This is a genomic window from Celeribacter arenosi, assembly GCF_039539485.1.
GTDB classification, from domain to species: domain Bacteria; phylum Pseudomonadota; class Alphaproteobacteria; order Rhodobacterales; family Rhodobacteraceae; genus Celeribacter; species Celeribacter arenosi.
Genome location: NZ_BAABDF010000007.1, coordinates 1,146,170 through 1,170,348, shown reverse-complemented (window position 1 = coordinate 1,170,348; position 24,179 = coordinate 1,146,170). Strand labels below are relative to the sequence as shown.

Below are 24,179 nucleotides of genomic sequence, written 5' to 3'. Positions count from 1 at the left end.
ACTTACACTCTAAGGATGTATCAGTGAAAACGGCAGGGTCAAGGGGAGCCTCGCGGCAGAGCCGCAAAAACCCGCTTTTACGCTACATTCGGGGTAAAAAGCGGCGATTATTCGCCGTTCCGGGTATCGTAGCCCAGCTTTTCACGCAAAAACGCCAAGGCGACCGAGAGGCCATCGGGGGAAATACCGTGGCTGGTATCGCGCATCACATGGGCATAGGTTTCAAAACCGGCTGCTTGGAGCGCCTGCCCTGCTTCCTGTAGCGCTTGGGGCGGAACAACATCGTCGCTGTCACCGTGAACCAGGAGCACAGGCATTTTGACCCGCACTTCGTCTTCCAACATTTCAGGCTCCAAAAGACGTCCCGAAAAGCCCACGACACAGGACACAGGATCTTCGCGGCGCGGGGCAACCTGAAGCGCCATCATGGTGCCTTGGGAAAACCCAAAGAGCGCCAATTGGTCGGGTTCAATACCGTGATCGACCAAAAGTTCGTCGAGATAGTCGTTCAACTCGTCAACGGCGCGCAACATGCCCGCGCGTGATTCTTCCTCCGAGGATTCGTCGATCCAGGGAATCGGGAACCATTGGAACCCCATCGGATTGCCGATGCAGCGCTCTGGCGCATCGGGTGCGCAAAAGACGGTGTCAGGAAGGTGCTCGGCGAGCGGATCGGCCAGCCCCAGCAGGTCTTTGCCGTCCGCGCCGTAACCATGCAGGAAGACAACAATCGAACCGGTGCGTCCCGAAAGACTATCGCGTGTGTGGTTCACCAATTGGCCCATTACCTGATCCCTTCACGTTGTTTCTCGACATGGTAGTAGGCCCATAGCAACCGCGCCGCAACTGCCCGCCATGGCGACCACTCTTGGGACATTTCACGAAGGGCGCGATCCTTTGGTCGTTCCGGCAAATCGAACAGCATGCGTGCCGATTCCTGTAGTGCCAGATCACCCGGTGCAAAGACATCGGCGTGTCCGAGCGAAAACATGGCGTAGATTTCCGCCGTCCAAACCCCGATTCCGGGAACAACCGTCAGGGTGTCTATCACCTCTTGGGTTGATGCCTCGCGCAGAGCGGCAAAATCGATGCGCGCGTCCGCCAATGCCTTGGCGTAACGTATTTTCTGGCGCGACAGCCCGCAGGCGCGCAGGTCCTCTTCGCTGGCCCATTGGACTTTGCGCGGACCTGTCAGTTTGGCCGACTTTAGCCGGTTCCAGATTGCAGATCCGGCGGCCACAGAAACCTGTTGGCTGACAATGGCGGAGAGGAGCTGGTCGAACCCGTCCTTTTTGCGGCGCAGCGGCAAGGGGCCAGTCTGTGCCAGCGCATGCGCAAATCGCGGTTCGATATCCGCGAGGTACTGCGCACCCTCGGCCACACAATCGGGTGTTTCAATGATCCTCAAAGTGCCTCTGCCCATTCCAACGCGTCGAGCACCTGTTCACGACGTTCAATCCCGTCGAGCGGGGCCGGTCGTGCGATCATGGCGACCGATATCCCGAGCGCGCGCGCGGCATCCAGTTTGGCCCGCCCCGATGCGCCGCCGGCGTTTTTGACGACCAGCCAGTCGGGTTTCACCTCTTCGAACAACGCGCGCTCGCTGGCCTCTGTAAAGGGCGGACGTGCCACGATGTAGCCGCCTTGCGGATAGGGGAAGGGTTCAGACGGCGGATCGATCACGCGGCAGAAAAGAGTGCGATCACCCAACAGTGCATAGGCGTCCAAGGTCTGTTTTCCCGTCGCGACAAACGCACGTGCGCCCACTGGGATGATCGCGGCGAGATCCTCAATACTAGCAACTTCGTGCCATGCATCCCCGTGGCGCGACCGCCATTCGGGTCGTTCATAGCGCAGGTAGGGAATGGCGCGCTCGGCGCATAATCTGGCGGTCCGCTCGGTTATCTGCGTTGCGAAAGGGTGCGTGGCGTCAATGACTGCGCTAATTTTTTTCGCGGCTAGAAAGGAGAGAAACCCCTCCTCCCCACCGAACCCGCCCGAGCGGGTTTCGAGGGGGTATTCGTAGGGGGATTGGGTCACGCCCGCCAGAGAGGCGATGCAATCGATCCCCGCCTGAGCCAGATAACCGGCCAGATTTCGGGCTTCTTTCGTGCCCGCAAGCAAAAGGATCATCCCGCTCTCCCGATGACGGTTCCACTGCGGTCAATCACGACGATGTCATAGGCAATCCCGTGCCCACCAAAGCGCGCCTCAACCGTTTCCAGCGCTTTTTGTGCAACCAGAGTGGAAAAGTCAGCCCCCTTTTGTTCGTAGATTTCCAACGCCGTGTTGGATTGCGCAAGGTTCGGGTCCCCGAGTGCGTCTGCCCAGTATCCAAAATCAACCTGAGAGCGTTTGGAATGCAAATCGACTTCGCCTTGCGCGAGCTTTGCAATCTTGCCGATACCGCCCCCGATCGTGACGCGCTCGACGGGGTGTTTGGCGAGGTATTTCAACATCCCCCCCACGAAATCACCCATATCCAACATAGCGCCCTCAGGCAGGTCGTAGCGGGCGCGCACCGCCTTTTCTGACGTCGCGCCCGTGCATCCCGCGACATGGGTCAATCCCTCTGCGCGCGCCACGTCGATACCGCGGTGGATCGAGGCGATCCATGCTGCACAAGAGAACGGACGAACGATGCCAGTTGTGCCGAGGACGGATAGGCCGCCCTTGATCCCCAACCTCGGGTTCCATGTCTTTTGGGCGATCTCTGCGCCACCAGGAATGCTCACCGTGATTTCGATATCGCCAGATTGACCGAGGCGCGCGGCCATTTCTTCGACCTGTGCGATCATCATCTGTCGGGGAACCGGATTGATCGCCGGTTCGCCTACGGGGATCGGTAATCCAGCCTTAGTCACCGTGCCGACACCCTCGCCCGCCTTGAAGGTCACGCCTCCGTGCGAGGCACGCACGCGCACGCGGATTTCGGCGCCATGGGTCACGTCGGGGTCGTCGCCTGCATCCTTGATGATCCCCGCTTCGGCCCATCCTGCGCCCTCGGCGCGATGCGACAGAGAAAACACCGGACGTTCGCCTTTGGGCAGGGTGATGCGCACGGACTGTGGAAACCCCTCACCCCACAGGGCGTGAAGTGCCGCACGGGTCGCAGCGGTTGCGCAGGCGCCGGTTGTCCAGCCGCGTCTGAGTTTCGGGGTCTCTTCCATCGGCGCAACTATAGAAGGCGCGCGACGGAGCGCCACGGGGTTTTTCATCGCTCGTGCCTTCCCCCGCCGCGTTGCATTGGTCATAAATCCGGTATGAGCGAATCGAACCCTTTCTTTCCCGATCACGACTGGCCTTCGATGGAACCCGGATGGGTTTGGCTATGCGGAGCCGGGCCCGGTGATCCGGGCCTATTGACGTTGCATGGATTGAACGCGCTACGTCAGGCTGATGTGATCGTCTATGACGCCCTTGTGGGCGAGGGAATCCTCGACTGGGCACGCGCGGACGCCGAGAAAATCTATGCCGGCAAACGCGGGGGGAAACCCTCGGCCAAGCAGGCCGATATCTCGCTGCGTCTTGTTGATCTGGCCAAGCAGGGCAAACGCGTGTTGCGGCTCAAGGGCGGTGATCCGTTTGTTTTCGGGCGTGGCGGCGAAGAGGCACAGACCCTTATCCAGCACAATATACCGGTCCGCATCGTGCCGGGAATTTCGGCCGGTATCGGCGGCCTCGCCTATGCAGGCATCCCCGTCACCCATCGCGACGTCAACCAAGCCGTGACATTCGTGACCGGCCACGATCAAAAAGGCGAAACACCGACCACTCTGGATTGGGACGCTATTTCAAAGGCTTCGGGAGTGATCGTTATCTATATGGGGATGGCCCACGCCCCCCAGATCCGCGACGCCCTCATGGCAGCTGGCCGACCTGCAGGCGAACCGGTCGCCATCGTCAGCCAAGCCACATTGGCGACCCAAAAGGTCCTCGAAACCACGCTTGGGGAAATGCTTGATGATATTGCGCAGACAGAAATGGGGCCGCCCGCCATTATCTGTGTCGGGCGTGCGGTTCTCATGCGGCAGGTTCTCGATTGGCAGGCGCTGATGCGCGGCGAAGCCCCCCGCAATCTTGATCCCCTCGGCCGCGGTCGCCCTGATGAGGTCACTACGTGACGCGCGGGGTCATTCTTGCGGCGCCCCATTCCGGTTCGGGAAAAACGACGGTCACATTGGGACTTTTGCGCGCCCTGAGCGCAAGAGGCGTTAGGGTTCAGGGGGCCAAATCGGGTCCTGACTATATCGACCCGCGTTTCCATGCCCATTCCTGCGGTCAGCCTTGCGTTAATCTGGACGCATGGGCGATGGGACCTAAACGTCTTAGCGCGCTTTTGCATGGCGCGGATTTGGTCCTGATCGAAGGGGCTATGGGCCTGTTCGACGGTGCCCCGCCAACAGGGAAAGGTGCCGTTGCCGATCTCGCGCGGCTATACGGGATTCCCGTGATCCTCGTGGTGGACGTTAGCCGTATGGCCCAATCTGTGGCCGCGATCGTGGCCGGTTTTGCGCGCCATGACCCCGAGGTTCACATTGGTGGGATCATCCTCAACAAAGTTGGCAGCCCCCGTCACGAGGCGATGTTGCGCGCGGCCTTGGCACCGTTGGACATTCCTGTGCTCGGCGCGCTGCACCGCAATGGCGATCTCTCGCTCCCGTCGCGCCATCTGGGGTTGGTTCAGGCAGAAGAACGCGAAGATCTCGACGTGTTTCTGGATCGTGCGGGCAAAATCGTCGGAGAAACCGTTGATCTCGACGCGGTGGCCATACTGGCCAATGACATCACCACCCTGCCCGCCCATCCGCGCACAGCGCCGCCTGCACAGACGATCGCCGTTGCCGAAGATGCGGCTTTTGCCTTTAGCTACCCGCATCTCCTCGCCGACTGGCGCGCGCAGGGGGCCGAGGTGCGCCTGTTCAGCCCCTTGGCGGGTGACACGACGCCGGTGGCCGATCTGATCTATCTACCCGGTGGCTATCCCGAACTCCATGCGGGCCGGATCGCAAACAACCATCATTTTCTCCAGGCACTGCGCGAAGCGGCCGCGCGGCGGGCGGTCTATGGTGAGTGTGGTGGCTTTATGGTGCTCGGCGACGGGATGGTCGATGGCCAAGGCGTGCGCCACAAAATGGCGGGGCTGCTGCGGCTTGAAACCTCATTTGCCCAACGCAAACTCTCTCTCGGGTATCGCGATGCTCAGGTTGCCGGGGGGCCGTTCCACGGCCGATGGAAGGCGCATGAATTCCATTATGCGACCACCTTGAAATCCGAAGGCCAGCCCTTTGCCGCGTCCCAGGATGCCGAAGGAAGTGACCTGGGACCAACGGGCCTGCGTGCGGGGTCCGTGAGCGGGTCATTTCTCCATTTGATTGATCGCATCTGAGGACTGCGCCCATTTGTCGACTTTCCTCGCCCCATCCCTCACGTCACATGGTGAGCGAAACCTTTAGGAGTTGTCCATGACCGACATCGCTCGCCCCAGCACCACCGCGCGGCGCAACGTGTGGATTCTCGTGGCCGCACAGGCGTTTCTGGGCGCGCAGATGTCGATGATTTTCACCATCGCCGGATTGGCGGGACAATCGCTGGCCAGCAATATCTGCTTTGCGACCCTCCCGATTTCCGCGACGGTTTTGGGCTCGATGCTATCGGCGACTCCGCTTTCGGGCATCATGCAGCGCTATGGACGACGCGCGGGGTTCTTTGTCGGCGCTGGCGCCGGTGCCATTGGCGCCGCTATTGGTGCCATGGCGTTGATCCAACAAAACTTTTGGCTCTTCGTGCTCGGCGGTCTTTTCACGGGCGTTTATCAATCCTCGCAGGGCTTCTTCCGGTTTGCGGCCACGGACACGGCCGATGAGGCGTTTAAGCCCAAGGCGATCTCCTACGTTCTCGCAGGCGGTGTGGTGTCGGCAATCGTGGGCGCACAGCTGGTCAAGCTAACTGCAGATATGCTGGTTATCACCTTTCTCGGGACCTATTTGGCGGTGATCGCGATCAACGTCCTCGGGTCGCTCCTGTTCATCTTTCTCGATATCCCCAAACCACCGGTTGCCAAACCTGGCGAGAGCCTTGGCCGGTCCCGGATGGAGCTTCTCAAAACCCCGCGGATTGCGGTCGCGATCATTGTCGCGATGGTCTCCTATGCGCTGATGAACCTCGTGATGACCTCCACACCCTTGGCGGTTGTCGGGTGCGGTTTTGAGAAAAACACGGCCGCCGACGTGGTCTCTGCGCATGTGCTCGCGATGTTCGTGCCGTCGTTCTTCACCGGTTTCCTGATTTCCAAATTCGGCGTTGAACGGATCATGGGAATAGGTTTGGTCATTCTCGGACTGGCCGGTGTTGTGGGTCTCATGGGGGTTGAATTGGAGAACTTTTTCATCGCCCTCGTGTTGCTCGGGATCGGATGGAATTTTGGCTTCATCGGGGCGACGGCGATGCTGACGTCTGCGCATGAACCCTCCGAGCGGGGACGTGTTCAGGGGTTCAATGACCTGTTGGTGTTTGGTGGCGTGACGGTCGCGTCCTTGGCCTCTGGCGGGTTGATGAACTGCTCCGGCGGATCGGCACAGGAGGGATGGACGGCCGTGAATATCGCGATGATCCCCTTGCTGACGCTCGCGGGGGCGGCCCTCATCTGGCTTATGATGCAGCCAAAGAACCGCTAGGCGCGCAGGCGGTCGCGATGACGCGCCAGCCACAGCGCGGAGAGATAGAGCGGTCCGGTGTCGAGCTGTCCCGCATCGCACATCTCGATCAACGTGTCATAGGTGTAGAGGCTGGCCGCGATATCTTCGTGTTCATCGTCCAGACCACCGGAACCCGCACATCCATCGGGTAAATCACATATCGCGACGTAGCTGGTGATATGTTCGCTCGCGGCCCCCGGAGAGGGGTAGAATTCCGCGATTTGGTGGAGCGCACCGATGGTGAGCCCCGCCTCTTCGCGCGCTTCGCGGGCCGCTGTTTCATTCGGGGTTTCGCCCGGATCAATGCGACCTGCAATGGGTTCTAACATCCACGGGCTGGCTTCGCCGCGCACATAGGTGCCATAGCGGAACTGTTCGACCACCAGCACCCTGTCGCGCACCGGATCATAGGGCAGAACGGTGACCGCATCCGCCATGAGGAAACCCGCCCGATCCATTTCATCGGTGGTGCCCGCGTCGTAGCGGCGATGGGTTAGCGTGCTGTCCTCGACGGCAAAGAAATAGGAATAGGGAATGTCGCGTTTCTGGACAGTGATCTCATCGCGGCTGTGGCGATTGCGTGATCCATGCAGGGGGCGTTTGCGTCCTGCCCTCATGCGCGCCCATGCCCGCGTCAGGATCATCGCGCGGACGGCACGCACCTCATCGACACTCCGCTCGCCATGATAAAGCGCGACTTCCTGCGCGGCCAAGGCGATGAAATCTTCGGTTAAATAGGCCTCATCACCCGCCAATGCGGCGCGTATGAATTCGGCCACCTCACGTCCGTATCGATCCACAAGCGGGTCGGGCGTCTTCATGCCCAACGGTCAGCGGCTTTCTCGGTCAGCCATCCGCCAAACAACCCGCCGATGACCAGCGTGATAGCCACGTCGGGCCGCGCGACGACATAGAGGGCGTATTCCGCCATCGTGTCGATCATCCCCAAGAGTGCTTCGACCGCGCCATTGTAGCGTTTGTCGAGGGCGCGTTTCAGCATGGTCTCGAGAGCAAAATAGCCAATCGTCCAAAAGGACAGGAGCACAGATGAAGACAGGCCATAGGCATAAGCGGCCTGAATGGTGTCACCCGCGCGACGTCCCATAAACACCCATCCGACCAGACCGCCAAATCCGGCTGCAATCAGGGACATGTTTCTGACTTGGGTGCCGTCGGGCAGATAGGGTTTGACCAATTCGGCGGCGAACCACCCCAACAGGGCGAACCAAAGGGCGGCTACGAGTTTAGGGCCTGTTGGCATGTATTATCCGCTCGGTCTGGACATTGTGATCTGTGTTACGTCGCAATTTCCACTGTGAAACGTCGCAGCGCAAGAGGTGAGGTAAAAATTCCACATCCGCCGGAAGCGATCATCAAACCCGAGCGCTTCGACCTGATCCCATTTGCCGTTGAAAGTGTCATGCCATCGGCGCAGCGTTTGAGAGTAGCTTTCCCCGAATTCCTTTGAGCGAACAAAGGACAAATCCGCCTGCGCGATTTGATCCCTCAGAGCGCTGGCAGAGGGTAACATGCCACCCGGAAAGATGTATTTCTGGATGAAATCAACGCTCTTGCGGTAGGTTTCAAAGCGGCGTTCCTGCAGCGTGATAATCTGCAATGTCGCCTGCCTGCCGGGTTTGAGGCAATCGCGGATTTTGCCGAAATAGACCGGCCAGTATTTTTCGCCAACCGCTTCAAACATTTCGATCGAGGCGATGCCGTCATACTGACCGGCCTCATCGCGATAGTCCTGAAGCTTTAGATCAACGCGGTCCGAAAGCCCTGCGCGTTCAATGCGTTCACGGGCATACTTAAACTGCTCCTCGGAAATGGTCAGACCCGTGACACGCAGGCCACGTTCGCTGGCAGCATATTCCGCAAACCCGCCCCAACCGCATCCGATTTCGAGAACATGGTCGCCTTCTTTGACGCCCATTTCGTCAACCATGGACCGGTATTTGGCGATCTGCGCGGCCTCGAGGCTCTCCTGGCCACTCTCAAACAGCGCGGAGGAATAGGTCATCGTATCGTCGAGCCAGAGCCCGTAGAATTCGTTCCCCAAATCATAGTGATGGGAGATATTCTTTTTCGCCTGCCGCTTTGTATTGGAGTTGAGCCAGTGGCGCATGCGTTCATAGGCGCGCACAAAAACCATCCCCGGAAAACCATCATACAGGTCGTCGTTGCCTGCATGAATTAAATCCATGAATGCCTGCAAATCGGGCGTTGACCACCCCTGATCCAGAAAGTCCTCGCAAAATCCGAGGTCCCCTTCGCGGATCAGACGGGCAAAGACGTCATCCGAATGGATTTGAAGCTCCGCCACCGGCCCTGCGTTTTCACCCTCGGCGCGAAACCGACGCCCGTCGGGCAACACGAAGTCGAGCCGACCGGCATGCATGTTTTTGGCGACATCGAACACTTGCACAAAATAGCGCGGGAGATTTTCCTGTCCCCCCGTATCTGTCAGCACCGCCGGTGATTGTTTGTCACGATCTAGCATTTTCCCCGCACTCCCTCTTCGCAACCCACCAATTGCTACGGTTCGTCATTTGAATTTATTGTAACTAAAATTTTCGACAGGTCACCCTCTGAGCGTTTGATAGGCCGAAAGTGCGCGCTCGCGCCCCTGTTTGAGCAGGATAATCCGATCAGGATAGGGTGTCCGCGGCGAAAGATTCCACTGTTTCGGCACGGCGTCGAAAAACGACAGCGCACTCGCGGGCGGCTCGTCCTGCCCTTCGGCAATCCAAGCGTTGAGGTATTTGTGATCGGGATCGAATTTTCCGATTTGGGCCTCCGGATTGAAGATCCTGAAATAGGGCGCGGCGTCGGGCCCGCAACCGGCAACCCACTGCCATCCCAGTGCGTTAGAGGCAGGGTCCCAGTCGATCAGGCATTCTTCAAACCATGCCCGCCCGATACGCCAATCGGTCAAGAGGTGTTTGGTCAAATAGGAGGCCACGATCATGCGCGCGCGATTGTGCATCGTGCCGGTAACATACATTTCGCGCATCGCGGCATCGACAAACGGCTCGCCGGTGCGCCCCTGTTTCCACGCAACCACATCGGGCCGGTTGTCCTCCGTGTTCCACGGAAAATCATCCCACCCTTCTCTGTGGTTTTGCGTGGGCAGGTCGGGTTCGTGGAACAGGAGATGATAGGCAAATTCGCGCCACACGAGTTCTTTGAGGAAATGCTGGGCCCCTTGGGCGCCCTCTTCCATGGCGCGCTGACCTGCGTGCCATATTGTGCGCGGGGAAATCTCGCCGTAGGTGAGGTTTTCGGACAGGCCGGATGTCGCGGCAACTGAGGGGAAATCCCGCCGTTCCTTGTATGCGTTGACGCGCTCGTCGGTGAAACGGTCCAACCGCTCAAGTGCGGCCATTTCCCCAACATGTGCGTGGTTGGCCACCACTTGCGCGCCCCGCTCCATCGCCGCGCCGAGGCGCCATTCTGCGAGGTCCTCGCTCTGCGGCCATTGATCGGGTGCGTCGGCCTGCCATGTCACCTCCGCGCGTTTTTGGGGCGGGGCAACGGCAATCTCGCGCACGGCATTCCAGAACGGCGTGTAGACTTTATACATGCCGCCGGCTTTGGTTTTCACGCTCCAGGGTTCAAACAGCAGGTGCCCATTGTGCGAGGTCGGCGCAAGGCCGCGCGTGGTGAGGGCTTCCTTGATTGCGGTGTCACGCTCGATTGCTCCTCTGTCATAGAGCCTGTTCCAATGAACCTCGCGCGCGCCGGTTTCATCAGCCAAATCGATGAGCACGCTCAGAGCATCACCGCTACGATAGACGACCCTCCCGCCACGTTCAGCGAGCGTTTGGTCGAGCTTTTCAAGGCCCAGCCCCAACCGCCATTTCGGGGCCGCCCCCAAGGCATCGACCAGATCGTCACGGATAAAAACGGGAATGACATTGCCTGCACGCGCGGCCGCCACCAATGCCGGATTGTCCAAGAGCCGGAAATCACGCCGGATCCACCAAATTGCTGCCATGCCCAAAGCCCCTTTGTTTTTAGTTATACGGACACGCACTCCGTCGGGATCAAACAAAAGCGGCGCGTGGCCTTAGGCGGCTTCGCGGTCCTCAGCCTGTGCGGCCCACATCGCGGCGTAGGAGCCGTGCGCATTGAGCAGCTGTTCGTGTGTGCCGCGCTCGACGACCTTACCGGCCTCCAGCACCACGATCTCGTCGGCATCAGCTACCGTGGACAGGCGGTGGGCGATCGTAATGACGGTGCGCCCCTTTCCTGCTTCCTTCAAAGCATCCAAGATGTCACGCTCCGTGCGGGTGTCGAGCGCCGATGTTGCCTCGTCCAGCAACAGAATGGGCGGGTCCTTCAACAAGGTGCGCGCGATCCCGACGCGTTGTTTTTCACCACCCGAGAGCTTCAGCCCGCGTTCACCCACTTGGGTTTCATACCCATCCGGCAGGCTTTGCACGAAATCATGGATACGGGCCTGTTTTGCGGCGGCGACGATTTCTTCAAAACTCGCCCCCTCACGCCCATAGGCGATGTTGTAGCGGATGGTATCGTTGAACAGCACCGTGTCCTGTGGAACGACACCGATGGCACGGTGCAGGCTGTCTTGGGTGATGTCGCGAATGTCCTGACCGTCGATGCGCAGCGCGCCGCCCGTGACGTCGTAAAAACGAAAGAGAAGCCGCCCGATGGTGGATTTCCCCGATCCGGACGGCCCGACAATGGCGAGCGTTTTGCCAGCGGGCACTTCAATATCCAGCCCGTGAAGAATCGGGCGCTCGGGATCATAGGAGAATTGCAGCGCATCAAGCGTCACTGTCCCGCCCCCGACGGCCAAAGCGGACGCATCGGGGCGATCCAAGACCTCTGCCGGTTGGCGTAGGAGATCGAACATCTGCTCCATATCCACAAGGCTCTGACGGATTTCGCGATAAACTGTGCCAAGGAAATTCAAGGGCATGGTGATCTGGATCATGAAGGCATTCACCATCACGAAATCACCCACGGTCATGGTCCCGTTGCCCACACCCACGACCGCCATCACCATCACGGCCACCAACCCAGTCGTAATGATCAGCGACTGCCCGAAGTTCAGAAATGCCAATGAGTTGGCCGTGCGCACCGCAGCGCGTTCGTATTTCGCCATGGCCACATCATAGCGATCCGCCTCCAACCGCTCGGCGGCGAAGTATTTCACGGTCTCGAAATTGAGGAGGCTATCAATCGCCTTCTGGTTTGCATCCGTGTCCTGATCGTTCATCTCTTTGCGCAGCTGCACGCGCCATTCGGTGACCTTAAAGGTGAAGATCACATAGGCGACGATCACCGCGGCCACGACCACCAGAAATTGCGGGCCCACGGCAAAAGCGAGCGCCACAAGGATCATCGCGAGTTCCAGTGCGAGAGGCGCAATCGAGAAGACGAGGAAGCGCAACAGGAACGCGACGCCTTTGACCCCTCTTTCAATGATCCGGCTCAGCCCGCCGGTTTTACGCGTGAGGTGGTAGCGCATCGAAAGCGCGTGGATGTGGTTAAATGTCTCCAACGCCAACTGACGCAGCGCCGACTGTGCAACCGGCGCAAATAGCACATCGCGCAACTGCTGAAAGCCGTTCGACATCAATCGCGCCATGCCATAGGCGACGGTTAGGCCAATCGCCCCGAACCCCAACATCCACCCCGCCTCCACGCCCTCGCCGGCGAGTTGGTCGACCGCGGCCTTGTAGAGGAACGGGGTCATGGTGGTGATGAACTTGGCCAGAAACAGAAATCCCAAAGCCACGGCCACGCGGATTTTGACGTCGGGTTTACCCTTTGGCCAAAAATAAGGGACGACAGCACGGATCACCGCCCATCCGTCATTGGGGCCTTTGGTTGTAGTAAGCTTCTGGCGTCCCCGCATCGGGATCCTTTCGGTGCAATGTCGGCATATGTCACTGCGACTAAAAATGGGCGCGCCATGGTAAGGACGCAAGTCGACCTGCGCGCACAGGTCATTTCAACCGACGCACGGGTCTATTCGGCTGGAACCACGAAAACCTGACCGGGGTAGATCAAATCCGGGTCGCGAATTTGGTCCGCGTTGGCTTCAAACAGGCGGACATAGAGCAACCCGTTGCCATAGCGTCCCGAGGCGATGCCCCAGAGTGTGTTTCCGGGTTGAACGGTGACGGAGACCACGCGCTTGGTCGGCGTGTCATCGGCAACAGTAGGTGCCGCGCCCTGCCCGTTCGCCTCTGTGACAGACGCAGCAACCTCCGCTTCGGCCTCTGTTGCCGGTTCTTGCGTTTCAGGCTGCGTGGGCTCCTCCGGCGCGCCTGCGGTACCGGCGATGCGGGCCAGAACGGCCACATCTTCGCGTTTGAACGGCGTTTGCGCCCGTGCGCTGACTTTTCCGTCTGCGTCCATCTGGTCGGCGCGCAGGGAATAGATGCCCGCGGGCACGTTCTCCAACTCCGCGCGCCATTGGCCCGCAGCATCGATGACGGTCTCAACCAACGGATCATTGTCGAGATACAATCGCACCTCCATTCCGGGCTGCCCACGCCCCGAGGCGAATACAGCGCCCGAGGGGTCATAGGTCACGGCATCGATACGAATGTCGGCCGGAGCCCCGCTTGATTGCAGGACCCGTAATCCGTCGTCATCGGCCAATAGGACGGTGGGTTCTGACACGGGCTGCGACACTGGAGGCGTTTCATCGGCCTGCGCCACCCTAGCAGTTGGCGTTTGATCAGGTTCAATTCCAGGTTCTCGGGCGTCACTTGCGGGTGTTTCCAGAGCTGCGATTTCCGTGTCATTCGCACTTGTCTGGACTACACCCGTTGACACATCCGGTGCCGCAGTGACTTTTGGGGCGTTTTGGGACGCAGATTCCTCCGCCTTAACCATGGTGGTTTCCGGTTTGGTGTCGGAACCCGGCGACACCGGTTCGGCATCAACGGTTTCTGTCATTTCAGGCGCCGCTTCGTCTGCCACCGCCTGCGCCGGTTCTTCAGCGAGCCGTTCTTTGTCGACGGTCGCGGGAGCATCAGGTGTTGGTTGAGCAAGCGCGACGTCACGGGGCGCGGGGGCCACAATAATTGAACTGGACCCTGCAACAGTGATCTCACCATTCTGTCCGAGCAGGGTCATCTCGCGGGGCGCGTCACTCGGAGGAATTTCGAAGAGGGCGACGAAATTGCCCCGATCATCAGCGTCGACTTCGGCGACTTGCTCCCCGTCGATCCGGATTGACACTGTCGACCCGGGCGCGGCCTGCCCTGCTACCGTTGCAAATCCATCGCGCGGGACACGGACAAGATCGAAGCTTGGTGAGATCGGCGCAGGTGTGATTTCCGCCGTGACTGTCTCAGTCACAGCTTCCATCCCGGCCTCTGCCTCGGTTGTGGCTTCCTGCGCGGGCTCGACACTTTGGGTTGGTTCCTGATTTTCGGGCGCCGTTTCGACGTCGGTCACGACAGGGGCAGGTTCCTCGGTCACAGCGACCTGTGGCTCAACGGCTTGTGCGCCGGTCTCGACTGCCGCGGCTTCAGGAACGTCCGCGAGTTGTGTTACCGGAGCGCTTTCACGACCGTCGACGCCCTCTCGATCCGGATAGGCCACGTATAGAACGCCGCCGATCAGTGCGCTCACTACAACCGCTGCGCCACCCGCTAGTGGTGCCGAAAATCCCGTTTTGCCTGCCATATTTGTAGCCCGTCTTCCCCATCCCCGCCCCTTTGCCTTGAAAGGGTTGAGCAAAGCTATCAGCGGGTCTAACAAGGGTCAAAGTTTTCCTGCCATTGGAGTTTGACATGACCGCTGCCCTATCCATTTGCGTTTATTGTGGCTCTCGCGGTGGGGCGCGCCCGATTTACGAGACCTCTGCGACCCATTTGGGCGAACAGATTGCTGCAAAAGGCTGGCGGCTTGTCTACGGCGCGGGGGATGTCGGGCTGATGGGGGCTGTTGCGCGGGCCGCACAATCGGCGGGGGCGCAGACCTTTGGTGTGATCCCGATCCACCTGATGAAACAGGAATCCGGCAAACAGGACCTATCCACATTTGTGGTCACCGAGAACATGCACGAGCGCAAAAAGGTCATGTTCATGAACTCGGATGTTATCGTGGTTCTACCTGGCGGTGCCGGATCGCTCGACGAGTTTTTCGAGGTGTTGACGTGGAAACAGATCGGCCTGCATGACAAGCCGATCTATCTGCTGTCCCAAGACGGCTATTGGGCGCCTCTGGAAGCCCTCATCGATCACGTCGTCGACGAAGGTTTTGCCCCCGCTTCTACGGCAACGTCTTTCGTGACCGTGCCCACCGTCGACGCATTGATCCGCGAAATCGAAGCCACGGTCACGGGCGATAAGGCGCGCTAATCCCGTAGCCTACCGCGTGTGAGTTATAGTGCGTCGACCAACAACTTCTGGATCGCATCCACCGGATGGTTCGTGAAATCCTTGTCGATTTCGGCCACAATTTTGTCAGCGACATCGTTATTCAACTTGGTGCGCAATGCGCCCAAAGTTGACGGCGGCGCGACAATTACCAGCCGTTCGAACCTACCGTCGTGGGCGTAGCGATTTAGAATGGCGGCAGTTTCTTCGGCAAAGCGATCCTTGGACATTTCGTGCCAATCGGTTTGCTCCATGGCCGACATCTGACCCGATGCGCCATCCGGGCGGCGACCGGGCGGGCTTACGGATTGCTCACGATCCGGCGGATTGTCCTGCGTCTCGACGCGCACCACATTCAAATCAGGTGTGCGCACGTTGCCATCATTGCGCAAAAACAACGCCTTGGCGCCATCTGCGACGAGTATCCATGTTCCATGAGCTAAAACAAACATGACCTCTCCTTTCTCGAAAACTCGATCGGGTCCGTCAATCTGGTTCGCGGTTGGGATCCTGATGGGACCACGATCTCTGCACTGCATATTTTAACACAAACGCGACCGCCCCGCCTTTGATTTCGCCCATGTTCAGCGCAAATGATCAGCGTTACGTGCCCAAAAACAGGACGGCCCTAGGTCTCGCCGCAGATTGTAACGACAGTGATTTCGGGTGGCATACCGATACGCACCGGAATTTCGGAACATCCGATACCGCCCGACACAATGAGGACCCGCCCCTGCGCGTCGTAACGGCCATAGGAAAAGGTCTCGTTCTCGGAGGCCATAATCACAGGTGACCTGTTGCCGATGCGAATTTGCCCGCCGTGGGTATGACCCGACAGGGTCAGGATGCATTGTTCGGGCACGTTGGGAAACAAGTCCGGTTCATGCGCCAAAAGGATACAGGGTGCGTCATCAGTGACATCGGCAATCGCAAGATCGATATCATCGAACCCCTCACCGTCGGGTCCCTCGTCTAATGGGCGTTGATCGGCCAGACCGACCACCCAGAAATCACCACCCTCATGCTCGATCCGCGCGGCTTCGTTGTCGAGATGGGGAATCTCGAGTTCGGACAACGCTGTTTGTGCTTCGCACGGGCGGCGACCCTCGGCAGACCCTGGGTCCTGCCACCAGTCGTGGTTTCCCAGAACCGCAAAGGTGCCAAAGCGCCCTTCGAACGGCTTCAACCGCTCAAGGATCGCCCTTTTGGACATTTTCCCGATGGTCCAGCTATGCGCAGCCCCGTAGTCCCCCAGAAGAACCGCGATATCGGGGTTCAGACGGTTGGCCTTTCGCACGATCCGGCTCACCCGCGACAGCGGAATATGGGGAGCACCCGCGTGGAGGTCGGAAATAATGACAATCCGCACAGGCGCGCGATCGCCCCATGCCGGATGCTCGACACGGTAGCGTTTGACCCTGAGCCGCCACGCGGGCTCTACCCACAGGCCATAAAAAAGGGCCAGGAGCAGTGCCCCCAGCCCGATATAGAGGAACGTAGCCAAGGCCGTTACAGACGCGATGCCACGTTTTCCCAGTTCACCAGTTTGTCGAGGAAGTTCGACAGGTAAGCGGGACGTTTGTTGCGGAAATCGATGTAATAGGAGTGTTCCCAAACATCACAGCCCAGAAGCGCCGTTTGGCCAAAGCACAGCGGGTTCACGCCGTTTTCGGTCTTGGTTACTTTGAGGCCACCGTCGGTGTCTTTGACGAGCCATGCCCAACCGGAGCCGAACTGACCAGCACCTGCTGCGGAGAATTGGGATTTGAATTCATCGACGGAGCCAAAGCTGTCGATGATCGCTTTTTCCAACTCACCCGGCATCGTATTGCCGCCCGGCCCCATCATTTCCCAGAACTGGGTGTGGTTCCAATGCTGGGACGCGTTGTTGAAGATGCCGTTTTGAGCCACAGCACCGGCGTCGTAGGTGCCTTTGATGATCTCTTCGACGCTGCGGCTTTCCCACTCGGTGCCCGCGATCAGTTTATTGCCGTTATCCACATAGGCTTTGTGGTGAATATCGTGGTGATATTCAAAGGTTTCGGCCGACATGCCGAGATCGGCAAGGGCATCATGTGCATAGGGGAGATCGGGAAGGTCGAAAGACATCAAAGAGCCTCCTTGAAAAATGTGCGTTTCGTTTGGCCTATACCTGTTGCACGGACCCTCGCGGGTCAAGGGTGCATTGCATCGGAATGTGGAAAATACCTCAACCGCGCTTAAGGTTTGGTCGAATTGACGGCGGGTGATGTGGATCGCGTTTCAACGCTCTGGTGCCATCTCCAAACCAGTGTGGCAACCAGTGCCAGACTGACCCACATGATCAACCCCTCCGGGCGCGGCGCGAATATGAGGGGGGCGTTCACGTCCAGAACAGGATCACTTACGAGCGGTCGGGTTAGGATATTCGCCAGAGCATGGGCGATCACCGCGGGCCAAATGCTACGCGTTCGCTCGCGCAGGACGGCATAGATGACGGCCATGGCGAAAGTGCTCGTGATCATCAGCGGCCAGAAAACCAATTTTGGCAGTGTAGAAAACAAATCAGGATTGGCGTGAATGTAACCGATGTGCCAGAGCACCCACACCATGCCGACAATCCCCGCACGCCCCGGGAGCGAGACACCGAGGTCGGCCAGCTTCGGATCAAGGTACCCACGCCATCCAAATTCCTCACAAAATGCGAAAAGGATAATCGGCACGGCAGTCGCGGCTATCAGGCCAAGATAGGTCGACAAGCCATCGGACGTGACGCTCACCTGACCGCTCATCAGCCCGAAACCAACCGTCGCCGCCAACACGACAGGAAATAACAGGGCGGCAATGGTATATGACGTCTCCACCCGTCCCCGCCCGAGGTTGAGCCCGATTTCGCCCCACCCGTCACCGGCAAAACCGCGCAAGGCGAGTGCCATCACCACAGGCGACAAGATGAACACCAGCCCCCCTAGGCCGTCAGCTGCATGGAAATAGATCCCGGCGAGATTGCCGATGATCAGAACGCCGATGACAAAAATGAAGATGTTGCGCCATTTGCTATGTGAGGTCTGTGCCATGCCACGCTCCCAATCCGTTTAAAACTGTTTTGGCCCAATCAATCTCGGCCTGCCCGTGCGCAATTCCGTTGTCCAAGGTGGCAATCCGTAGGTGCATCGACAGGCTCGTCGGTGTTGATTGCTGTTGGCGGATTGCGCTCAATAGGCTGACCAACTGCGTGGCTTCGTCGATGCGAGCAGTCAGGAGGTGCTCTATGGCCTCGACCTTCAGGCGTCCGCCAAAAAACGTCCGCATGAGGAAGGGTTCGCGAACCGGCACGGGCTCGAGCGGGCTTGCCAGCCATGCGTCCAACGCGTCTTCCCCCGCCGGACAAATCCGGTGCACACGGCGGTTCGGGCGGGTTTCCTGTTCGACCACATCGACCGTCACCAGACCTTCGTCGACGAGACCGGACAGCGTTCGGTAAATCTGGGCCTGATCCGCAGTCCAGAAATGCCCAACGGAGGCTTCCATCGCTTTGCGAAGATCGTAACCCGTCATCGGCTGTTCGACGAGAAACCCGAGGAGTGCGAATTTTAGAGACATGCCATGCTCCCATAATATAGGACACATCCTATATTATATGTGATGTCCTATATCAACCCTCCCCCCATGCCATTCCGTCACAGGCACGTCATTGGGGGTTTCGCCGATGTCTTGCGACCGCTAAACATCCGCCCCAGACATTCCTATTGCCGGGCCCACCCATGACCTTCTGGATTATCGCCATTTTCATCGCAGCCCTAAGTGCCGCTCCTCTGGGCCTGTCACTATGGCGCGCGCGCGGCATCGGGAAACAGGATCAAGGTCAGGCCGATACGGCGTTGCGGGTCTATCGCGATCAGTTGGCCGAAGTGGATCGCGACTTGGCCCGTGGAGTTCTAGGCCAAGCTGACGCGGAACGCGCACGCACTGAAATTTCACGCCGCATTCTCGATGCGGACCGCCAAAAGGGCAAAAGCGACACCGCAATTGCGGCGTTTCCCGTTTGGGGCGCTGCGCTCCTCATGGCTGGCGTGATTGCTGGTGCGGTCGCACTTTACACCTCACTCGGCGTGCCCGGTTACCCCGATCTGCCGCTCACCGAACGTCTGCGCGTTGCAGAGGAATCCCGCAAATCACGCGCGCTACAATCGGAGGCCGAAGAAAGCGCCCCCGTCTTTCAAAACGAGATTGACCCCAACCACCTCGATCTCCTCGAACGGCTGCGCGCCGCGCTCGAAACCCGGACCGGCGATCTGCGGGGACATGAATTGCTGGCGCGCAATGAGGCAGCCGTTGGAAACTTTGTCGAAGCCTATCAGGCACAGAGTAAAATCATCGCCATCAAAGGCGCAGACGCAACATCGCAGGACTACGCCGAACTTGCAGACCTCATGATCCTTGCGGCCGGTGGTTATGTGTCGCCAGAGGCGGAAACGGCGTTGGTGCGCGCCCTCGAACGCGATCCCGACAATGGCACAGCGATTTACTATTCCGGCCTTATGTTCGCGCAAAATGGCCGTCCGGACCGGACTTTCACGCTCTGGCAGGGCCTTTTGAATTCATCGGAGCCAAACGATCTGTGGGTTCCCGCAATTCGTGATCAAATCGAAAGCGTCGCGCAGGCGGCGGGTGTGCGCTACACCCTACCACCCCAAACCGGACTGGCCGGACCCTCTGCCGATGACGTGGCCGCAGCTGCGGATATGAGCGATGACGACCGCCAGTCCATGATCCGTGGCATGGTCAATACTCTCTCTGCGCGCTTGGCCAATGAAGGCGGCACTCCACAGGAATGGGCCCGACTTGTGTCGTCGCTCGGCGTCCTTGGTGATACCGAACGCGCGCGTGCAATCTGGGGTGAAGCGCAGGTTGTTTTTGGCGCAGATCCCGAAGCTTTGGCTACCGTGCGGGCCGCAGCCGAACAGGCCGGGGTTGCGCAATGAGTGCCCTCATCACCGATGACATCGCAGAGTTTCGCGCAGCCCTGCCTGCAATGTCCGCTCTGGCGGGATTGGACTTTGGCGACAAAACCATCGGCATCGCGATTTCGGACCGTTTGTGGTCTGTGGCAACCCCCACCGCGACTATCCGGCGCAAAAAATTCGGCGTGGATGCCGCAGCCCTTTTGGAGGTCTTGGGGGGCCGTGAGGTTTCAGGGATCGTCCTCGGCCTGCCGCGCAATATGGATGGCTCTGAAGGGCCACGATGTCAGAAAACCCGTGCTTTCGCGCGAAATCTGGGGAACCTGACGGAACTGCCGATCACCTTTTGGGACGAACGTCTGTCGACCGTGTCCGCCGAACGCGCCATGTTGGAGGCGGATATGTCGCGCGCGAAACGCGCCGAAAAGATCGATCAGGTTGCGGCCTCGGTGATCCTGCAGGGCGCATTGGACCGGATGGGGAACCTATGAGCGACCCGATCTGGACCCGTGACGAAATCGACAGCCCCTGTACGCAGGTCTGTCAGATCCATCCCGACACCCGTCTTTGCCTCGGGTGCGCGCGCTCCATTGAGGAAATCGGGGACTGGTCCCGCATGACTCCCGAGCAGCGCAAAACCATTATGGCGGAGCTACCTTCCCGCTCCCCTGCTCCGACCACACGGCGCGGCGGTCGCGCAGGACGCCTGTCACGCAGCTAGGCCGCGCGCCAATCCGACCACTCGCTACGACCGCGCCATCGGACCTATGCCCCCATCGCTTTGCGCAGCATGTTGAGCGCGACAAGGATCAGAAACCCGCCGAAAACACGTTTGAGGGGTTTGGGGTCCATGGCATGTGCGATGCGCGCGCCGATGGGTGCTGTCAGCAGTGTCATGGCAATCACCACGAGGAAGGCCGCGATGTTGACCGCACCGATGGTGAAAGGTGGTGTGACCTCGGGTGGAATGGAGACGAACAGAAATCCGATAACAGAGGGGACTGCGATGATGGCCCCGAAACCGGCCGCCGTTGCAACAGCACGATGGATCGGAACGCCGTAGAGGGTCATGGTCGGAACCCCGAAAGAGCCGCCGCCAATGCCCATCAGAACCGACAGAAACCCGATCATCGGTGAGATAATCGCGCGGGCAATCCCTTTGGGCATTTTGTCGCCCAGACGCCACGCGCTATTGCCGAAGATCATGTAGAGACCGATCAGGATCGCCATGCCCCCGAATATCGCCTGCAGCGTCGAAGAGCGCAGCGCAGTAGCGACGAGGACACCGACGATGGCGCCGACCACAATCCCGGGTGCAAAGCTCTTGAGGATCGGCCATTCGACCGCCCCTTTTCGATGGTGGGACATGACCGAACGGGCGGAGGTCACGATGATCGTCGCCAGAGACGTGGCAAGACATATCTGCATCAAGTAGGGCGAGCCATATCCGAGCCCTGAAAAGGCGTAATAGAATGCCGGCACCAAAACGATCCCGCCCCCGACCCCGAGCAATCCCGCCAGCACACCCGCAAATGCGCCGATGACCGCGATCAAAAGGCCAAAAGGAAGAAGTGTCGCAAATTCAGGCATTTCGAACTCCGGTCAGGTCGCTTGCAATTTTCCACACCCTACTCTCCGCCGGTTGGTCTTGACCAGTGAGATCGCGCCGAGCATGGTTTGCGAAAAATTGGCAGCGCCAGTCGCTGCGCACCCACGCATATCTCATAGTAAACAGTCGCCACGGGTCTGCCCGTTCCGGTTGGGAAAGGCATTCGTCATGACACTTACCCCCCTGATGCGCTCGGCGTTGGTTCTGGGTCTCATGTCGGCGGTTGGACCGTTTGCAATCGACATGTTCCTGCCCGCCCTTCCCAACATCGCCGCAAGCCTAGATGCCACCGTGGCGGCGACCCAAGGGACGATCACCTTCTACTTCCTCGCCTTCGGCCTCGCGCAATTGATCTATGGCCCTTGGGCCGATCAGGCCGGTCGCAAACTGCCGATCTATGTCGGGCTGGTGCTGTTTCTTGCCGGGTCCATTGCCGCGTCGCTCGCGCCGACGATCACCATGCTGGTCTGGGCGCGGGTACTACAGGGCGCGGGTGCGGCAGCTCTGATGGTTGTGCCGCGCGCGATCATTCGAGACCAATACACCGGCTATGAGGCTACACGCCTTATGGCGCTCATTATGCTGGTGTTTTCTGTATCGCCAATGTTCGCACCTCTTGCGGGTGCGGGATTGATTGCCGTGACAGGGTGGCGCGCAATCTTTGGCTCCATGGCCATCGCGGCCATTGCGGCCATAGTCATCACCGCGACGCTGCAGCCAGAAACACTGCCCAAAGAGCACCGTGTGGCGATCAATTTACGCACCATCGGGCGCGGTATCGCAACGCTTTTGCGTGATCCTGTGTTTCTCGGGCTGACGTTCGTCGGCGGGTTCGGAATGGCGGCGTTTTTCGTCTTTATCGCCTCGGCCTCTTTTGTCTATGTCGAAACCTTTGGTCTCACCCCGACGCAGTTTTCACTGGCGTTCACGGTGAACGCGATGGGGTTCATCGGGGCCTCCCAAATGGCCGCGCCGCTTATGCAACGTCACGGCGCATTGAAGATTATTCTGGTGGGCGTAAGTGGCTTTTTCACCGCCATGGTCTTTCTGTTCGCTCTGGCCCTCATGGGGTTTGCGAGCCTCGGGGTCATCATCGCGGGATTGATCATCGGGTTCGCGGCCATGGGGCTCGTGATCCCCACGACCATGGTCAGCGCTCTGGACCCGCATGGAGACATTGCGGGGCTGGCATCGTCACTCGGAGGCACACTACAGATGGTGGCAGGTGGGGCCATGGTTGCCCTGACGGGGCCGTTTTTTGACAGCACGCCCACACCGATGATCGGTGCCATGGCTCTATGTGCCAGTATCACGATGGGGCTGTTGTTGTTTGTCCTGCCACGCGCCCGCCGGGTGATCGGCGCGCCGCAGGTCTAGTGGTGTCAGAGCCTCACGCGTTGACGTCGACGACGACCCTGCCTTTTACCTGGCCCTTCAAAATCGCGGCCCCGAGTTCGGGCAGGTCATTGAGGGTCGCGGTCTGAACCATGTCTTCGAGTTTGCCCATGGGCAGATCGGTCGCCAGACGGTTCCATGCGCGCACGCGGGCCTCATAGGGCATCGTCACGCTGTCGATCCCGAAGAGTTTCACGCCACGCAACAGGAACGGCACCACAGTGGACGAAAAGGCTGCGCCGCCGGCGAGGCCGACCAACGCCACTGAACTATTGACGTCCATCTGACCGAGCAAACGCCCCAACATGTCCCCACCAACGGCATCGATACATCCAGCCCACGTTGCCTTTTCCAGCGGACGCGCAACGGGTTGGTTGATGTCTTCGCGTGGAACGATGATGGAGGCCCCCAAAGCGCGCAGATAAGGCTCCTGCTCAACGCGCCCTGTAACAGCTGCGACCTCGTAGCCGAGATTGGCCAGCAGCGCGACAGCAACAGACCCCACGCCCCCCGTCGCGCCGGTTACCAGTACCGGTCCCTTATCAGGGGTCAGGCCCGCATCCTCCAGCGCCTGCAGGGCGAGCATAGCGGTAAACCCGGCGGTCCCGACAGCCATCGCTTGTCGAGTGCTGATGGCGTCCGGGAGTTTGACGAGCCAATCGGCCTTTACACGCGCCTTTTGCGCGTAACCGCCCCAATGGATTTCCCCGACACGCCAGCCGGTCAGAACGACGCGGTCACCGGGTGCATAACGGGGGTCATCGGACGCCTCCACGACGCCGGAAAAATCGATGCCCGGAACATGCGGATAGGTTTTAACGAGACCGCCCCCCTTAGGGGACAGGCACAATCCGTCTTTATAGTTCAATGTCGAGAATTCGACCCGTACGGTGACATCTCCCTCTGGCAAATGTCCCTCGTCGATGTCTTTGATTTCAGGTTTTGCGAGGCCGTCTGTGCCCTGCTCCATTACTAGTGCGCGCATCTCGATCCCTTTCATAGGTGTCACCGCGACACTTGGGCTGCGCGACGTAAATGTCAAACCGAACGCCTGCGCAATTTCGCGCCAAGTGATTGCCAAATAGCCAACATCTGGGTTGAGAGAGCTTGCACGTTCCAAAACCCGTGATAGCGTCTTTTCCCAGATTAACACGCACAGGGA

Annotated in this window: 25 protein-coding genes; 8 read left to right on the top strand and 17 right to left on the bottom strand. The window is 59.4% G+C overall.

Annotated elements, in window-relative coordinates; all coding sequences use genetic code 11:
- Positions 1 to 107 precede the first annotated feature (107 nt).
- The 4 genes from ABD815_RS13340 to ABD815_RS13325 are packed head-to-tail and all read right to left on the bottom strand — an operon-like array spanning position 108 to position 3,170.
- Positions 108 to 785 (bottom strand): alpha/beta hydrolase, encoded by a 678-nt coding sequence (locus tag ABD815_RS13340; protein WP_344847817.1) that lies wholly within the window; start codon positions 783 to 785, stop codon positions 108 to 110.
- Complete coding sequence (locus ABD815_RS13335) at positions 785 to 1,423, bottom strand: DNA-3-methyladenine glycosylase family protein (RefSeq protein WP_344847815.1); 639 nt, start codon at positions 1,421 to 1,423, stop codon at positions 785 to 787. Before ABD815_RS13335 ends, ABD815_RS13340 begins: the two co-directional genes overlap by 1 nt.
- The gene (locus tag ABD815_RS13330) at positions 1,405 to 2,133 is read right to left on the bottom strand and encodes a cobalt-precorrin-6A reductase (protein WP_344847813.1); all 729 of its coding nucleotides are present in this window, start codon (positions 2,131 to 2,133) and stop codon (positions 1,405 to 1,407) included. Before ABD815_RS13330 ends, ABD815_RS13335 begins: the two co-directional genes overlap by 19 nt.
- Positions 2,130 to 3,170 (bottom strand): cobalt-precorrin-5B (C(1))-methyltransferase, encoded by a 1,041-nt coding sequence (locus tag ABD815_RS13325; RefSeq protein ID WP_344848650.1) that lies wholly within the window; start codon positions 3,168 to 3,170, stop codon positions 2,130 to 2,132. Before ABD815_RS13325 ends, ABD815_RS13330 begins: the two co-directional genes overlap by 4 nt.
- Positions 3,171 to 3,263: 93 nt before the next feature.
- Between ABD815_RS13325 and cobA the strand changes: the two genes are divergently transcribed.
- The 3 genes from cobA to ABD815_RS13310 all read left to right on the top strand — a co-directional run bounded on the left by cobA (position 3,264) and on the right by ABD815_RS13310 (position 6,677).
- Positions 3,264 to 4,124, top strand: a complete 861-nt coding sequence (gene cobA / locus ABD815_RS13320; protein WP_344847811.1) for a uroporphyrinogen-III C-methyltransferase — start codon at positions 3,264 to 3,266, stop codon at positions 4,122 to 4,124.
- On the top strand, positions 4,121 to 5,389 hold the full coding sequence (locus ABD815_RS13315; protein ID WP_344847809.1) for a cobyrinic acid a,c-diamide synthase CobB: 1,269 nt from the start codon (positions 4,121 to 4,123) through the stop codon (positions 5,387 to 5,389). The genes cobA and ABD815_RS13315 overlap by 4 nt, the downstream gene beginning before the upstream one ends.
- 76 nt (positions 5,390 to 5,465) lie before the next feature.
- Positions 5,466 to 6,677 (top strand): MFS transporter, encoded by a 1,212-nt coding sequence (locus ABD815_RS13310; protein WP_344847807.1) that lies wholly within the window; start codon positions 5,466 to 5,468, stop codon positions 6,675 to 6,677.
- Here the strand turns inward: ABD815_RS13310 and ABD815_RS13305 are convergent.
- From ABD815_RS13305 to ABD815_RS13280, 6 genes are all read right to left on the bottom strand, one after another.
- On the bottom strand, positions 6,674 to 7,519 hold the full coding sequence (locus ABD815_RS13305; RefSeq protein WP_344847805.1) for an NUDIX domain-containing protein: 846 nt from the start codon (positions 7,517 to 7,519) through the stop codon (positions 6,674 to 6,676). The genes ABD815_RS13310 and ABD815_RS13305 overlap by 4 nt on opposite strands.
- A complete protein-coding gene (locus tag ABD815_RS13300) occupies positions 7,516 to 7,959 on the bottom strand; it encodes a TrgA family protein (protein WP_344847803.1) in 444 nt (147 codons plus the stop codon). The genes ABD815_RS13305 and ABD815_RS13300 overlap by 4 nt, the downstream gene beginning before the upstream one ends.
- Positions 7,960 to 7,962: 3 nt before the next feature.
- Positions 7,963 to 9,201 (bottom strand): class I SAM-dependent methyltransferase, encoded by a 1,239-nt coding sequence (locus tag ABD815_RS13295; RefSeq protein WP_344847801.1) that lies wholly within the window; start codon positions 9,199 to 9,201, stop codon positions 7,963 to 7,965.
- Between the two features lie 81 nt (positions 9,202 to 9,282).
- Positions 9,283 to 10,698 (bottom strand): cryptochrome/photolyase family protein, encoded by a 1,416-nt coding sequence (locus ABD815_RS13290; protein WP_344847800.1) that lies wholly within the window; start codon positions 10,696 to 10,698, stop codon positions 9,283 to 9,285.
- 72 nt (positions 10,699 to 10,770) lie between these two features.
- Positions 10,771 to 12,588 (bottom strand): ABCB family ABC transporter ATP-binding protein/permease, encoded by a 1,818-nt coding sequence (locus ABD815_RS13285; RefSeq protein WP_344847798.1) that lies wholly within the window; start codon positions 12,586 to 12,588, stop codon positions 10,771 to 10,773.
- Between the two features lie 113 nt (positions 12,589 to 12,701).
- Positions 12,702 to 14,375, bottom strand: a complete 1,674-nt coding sequence (locus ABD815_RS13280) for a LysM peptidoglycan-binding domain-containing protein (protein WP_344847796.1) — start codon at positions 14,373 to 14,375, stop codon at positions 12,702 to 12,704.
- A gap of 107 nt (positions 14,376 to 14,482) precedes the next feature.
- Between ABD815_RS13280 and ABD815_RS13275 the strand changes: the two genes are divergently transcribed.
- On the top strand, positions 14,483 to 15,052 hold the full coding sequence (locus tag ABD815_RS13275) for an LOG family protein (RefSeq protein ID WP_344847795.1): 570 nt from the start codon (positions 14,483 to 14,485) through the stop codon (positions 15,050 to 15,052).
- 23 nt (positions 15,053 to 15,075) lie between these two features.
- Here ABD815_RS13275 and ABD815_RS13270 read toward each other — a convergent pair whose 3' ends face one another.
- The 5 genes from ABD815_RS13270 to ABD815_RS13250 all read right to left on the bottom strand — a co-directional run bounded on the left by ABD815_RS13270 (position 15,076) and on the right by ABD815_RS13250 (position 18,652).
- On the bottom strand, positions 15,076 to 15,522 hold the full coding sequence (locus tag ABD815_RS13270; protein ID WP_344847793.1) for a host attachment family protein: 447 nt from the start codon (positions 15,520 to 15,522) through the stop codon (positions 15,076 to 15,078).
- Between the two features lie 176 nt (positions 15,523 to 15,698).
- Entirely contained in the window at positions 15,699 to 16,574 is an 876-nt protein-coding gene (locus tag ABD815_RS13265) for a metallophosphoesterase (RefSeq protein ID WP_344847791.1), read from the bottom strand.
- 5 nt (positions 16,575 to 16,579) lie between these two features.
- Entirely contained in the window at positions 16,580 to 17,179 is a 600-nt protein-coding gene (locus ABD815_RS13260; RefSeq protein WP_344847789.1) for a superoxide dismutase, read from the bottom strand.
- A gap of 110 nt (positions 17,180 to 17,289) precedes the next feature.
- Positions 17,290 to 18,126 carry a CPBP family glutamic-type intramembrane protease gene (locus tag ABD815_RS13255; protein WP_344847788.1) on the bottom strand — a complete coding sequence of 279 codons (837 nt, stop codon included), beginning with the start codon at positions 18,124 to 18,126 and terminating at the stop codon, positions 17,290 to 17,292.
- Positions 18,107 to 18,652: a PadR family transcriptional regulator gene (locus ABD815_RS13250; protein WP_344847786.1), complete on the bottom strand. Its 546-nt coding sequence runs from the start codon at positions 18,650 to 18,652 to the stop codon at positions 18,107 to 18,109. Before ABD815_RS13250 ends, ABD815_RS13255 begins: the two co-directional genes overlap by 20 nt.
- Positions 18,653 to 18,813: 161 nt before the next feature.
- Here ABD815_RS13250 and ccmI point away from each other — a divergent pair, with 161 nt between their 5' ends.
- The 3 genes from ccmI to ABD815_RS13235 are packed head-to-tail and all read left to right on the top strand — an operon-like array spanning position 18,814 to position 20,734.
- Positions 18,814 to 20,034 carry a c-type cytochrome biogenesis protein CcmI gene (ccmI, locus tag ABD815_RS13245; protein WP_344847784.1) on the top strand — a complete coding sequence of 407 codons (1,221 nt, stop codon included), beginning with the start codon at positions 18,814 to 18,816 and terminating at the stop codon, positions 20,032 to 20,034.
- On the top strand, positions 20,031 to 20,504 hold the full coding sequence (ruvX, locus tag ABD815_RS13240; protein WP_344847782.1) for a Holliday junction resolvase RuvX: 474 nt from the start codon (positions 20,031 to 20,033) through the stop codon (positions 20,502 to 20,504). The genes ccmI and ruvX overlap by 4 nt, the downstream gene beginning before the upstream one ends.
- The gene (locus ABD815_RS13235; RefSeq protein ID WP_344847780.1) at positions 20,501 to 20,734 is read left to right on the top strand and encodes a DUF1289 domain-containing protein; all 234 of its coding nucleotides are present in this window, start codon (positions 20,501 to 20,503) and stop codon (positions 20,732 to 20,734) included. Before ruvX ends, ABD815_RS13235 begins: the two co-directional genes overlap by 4 nt.
- A 44-nt stretch (positions 20,735 to 20,778) precedes the next feature.
- Here the strand turns inward: ABD815_RS13235 and ABD815_RS13230 are convergent, their stop codons facing one another.
- Entirely contained in the window at positions 20,779 to 21,603 is an 825-nt protein-coding gene (locus tag ABD815_RS13230) for a sulfite exporter TauE/SafE family protein (RefSeq protein WP_344847778.1), read from the bottom strand.
- A 187-nt stretch (positions 21,604 to 21,790) separates the two neighbouring features.
- Here ABD815_RS13230 and ABD815_RS13225 point away from each other — a divergent pair, with 187 nt between their 5' ends.
- A complete protein-coding gene (locus tag ABD815_RS13225) occupies positions 21,791 to 22,999 on the top strand; it encodes a multidrug effflux MFS transporter (protein ID WP_344847776.1) in 1,209 nt (402 codons plus the stop codon).
- Positions 23,000 to 23,012: 13 nt separating this feature from the next.
- On the opposite strand, the gene ABD815_RS13220 is transcribed toward ABD815_RS13225, so the two are convergent.
- Positions 23,013 to 24,002: an oxidoreductase gene (locus ABD815_RS13220; protein WP_344847774.1), complete on the bottom strand. Its 990-nt coding sequence runs from the start codon at positions 24,000 to 24,002 to the stop codon at positions 23,013 to 23,015.
- Positions 24,003 to 24,179: the final 177 nt, after the last annotated feature.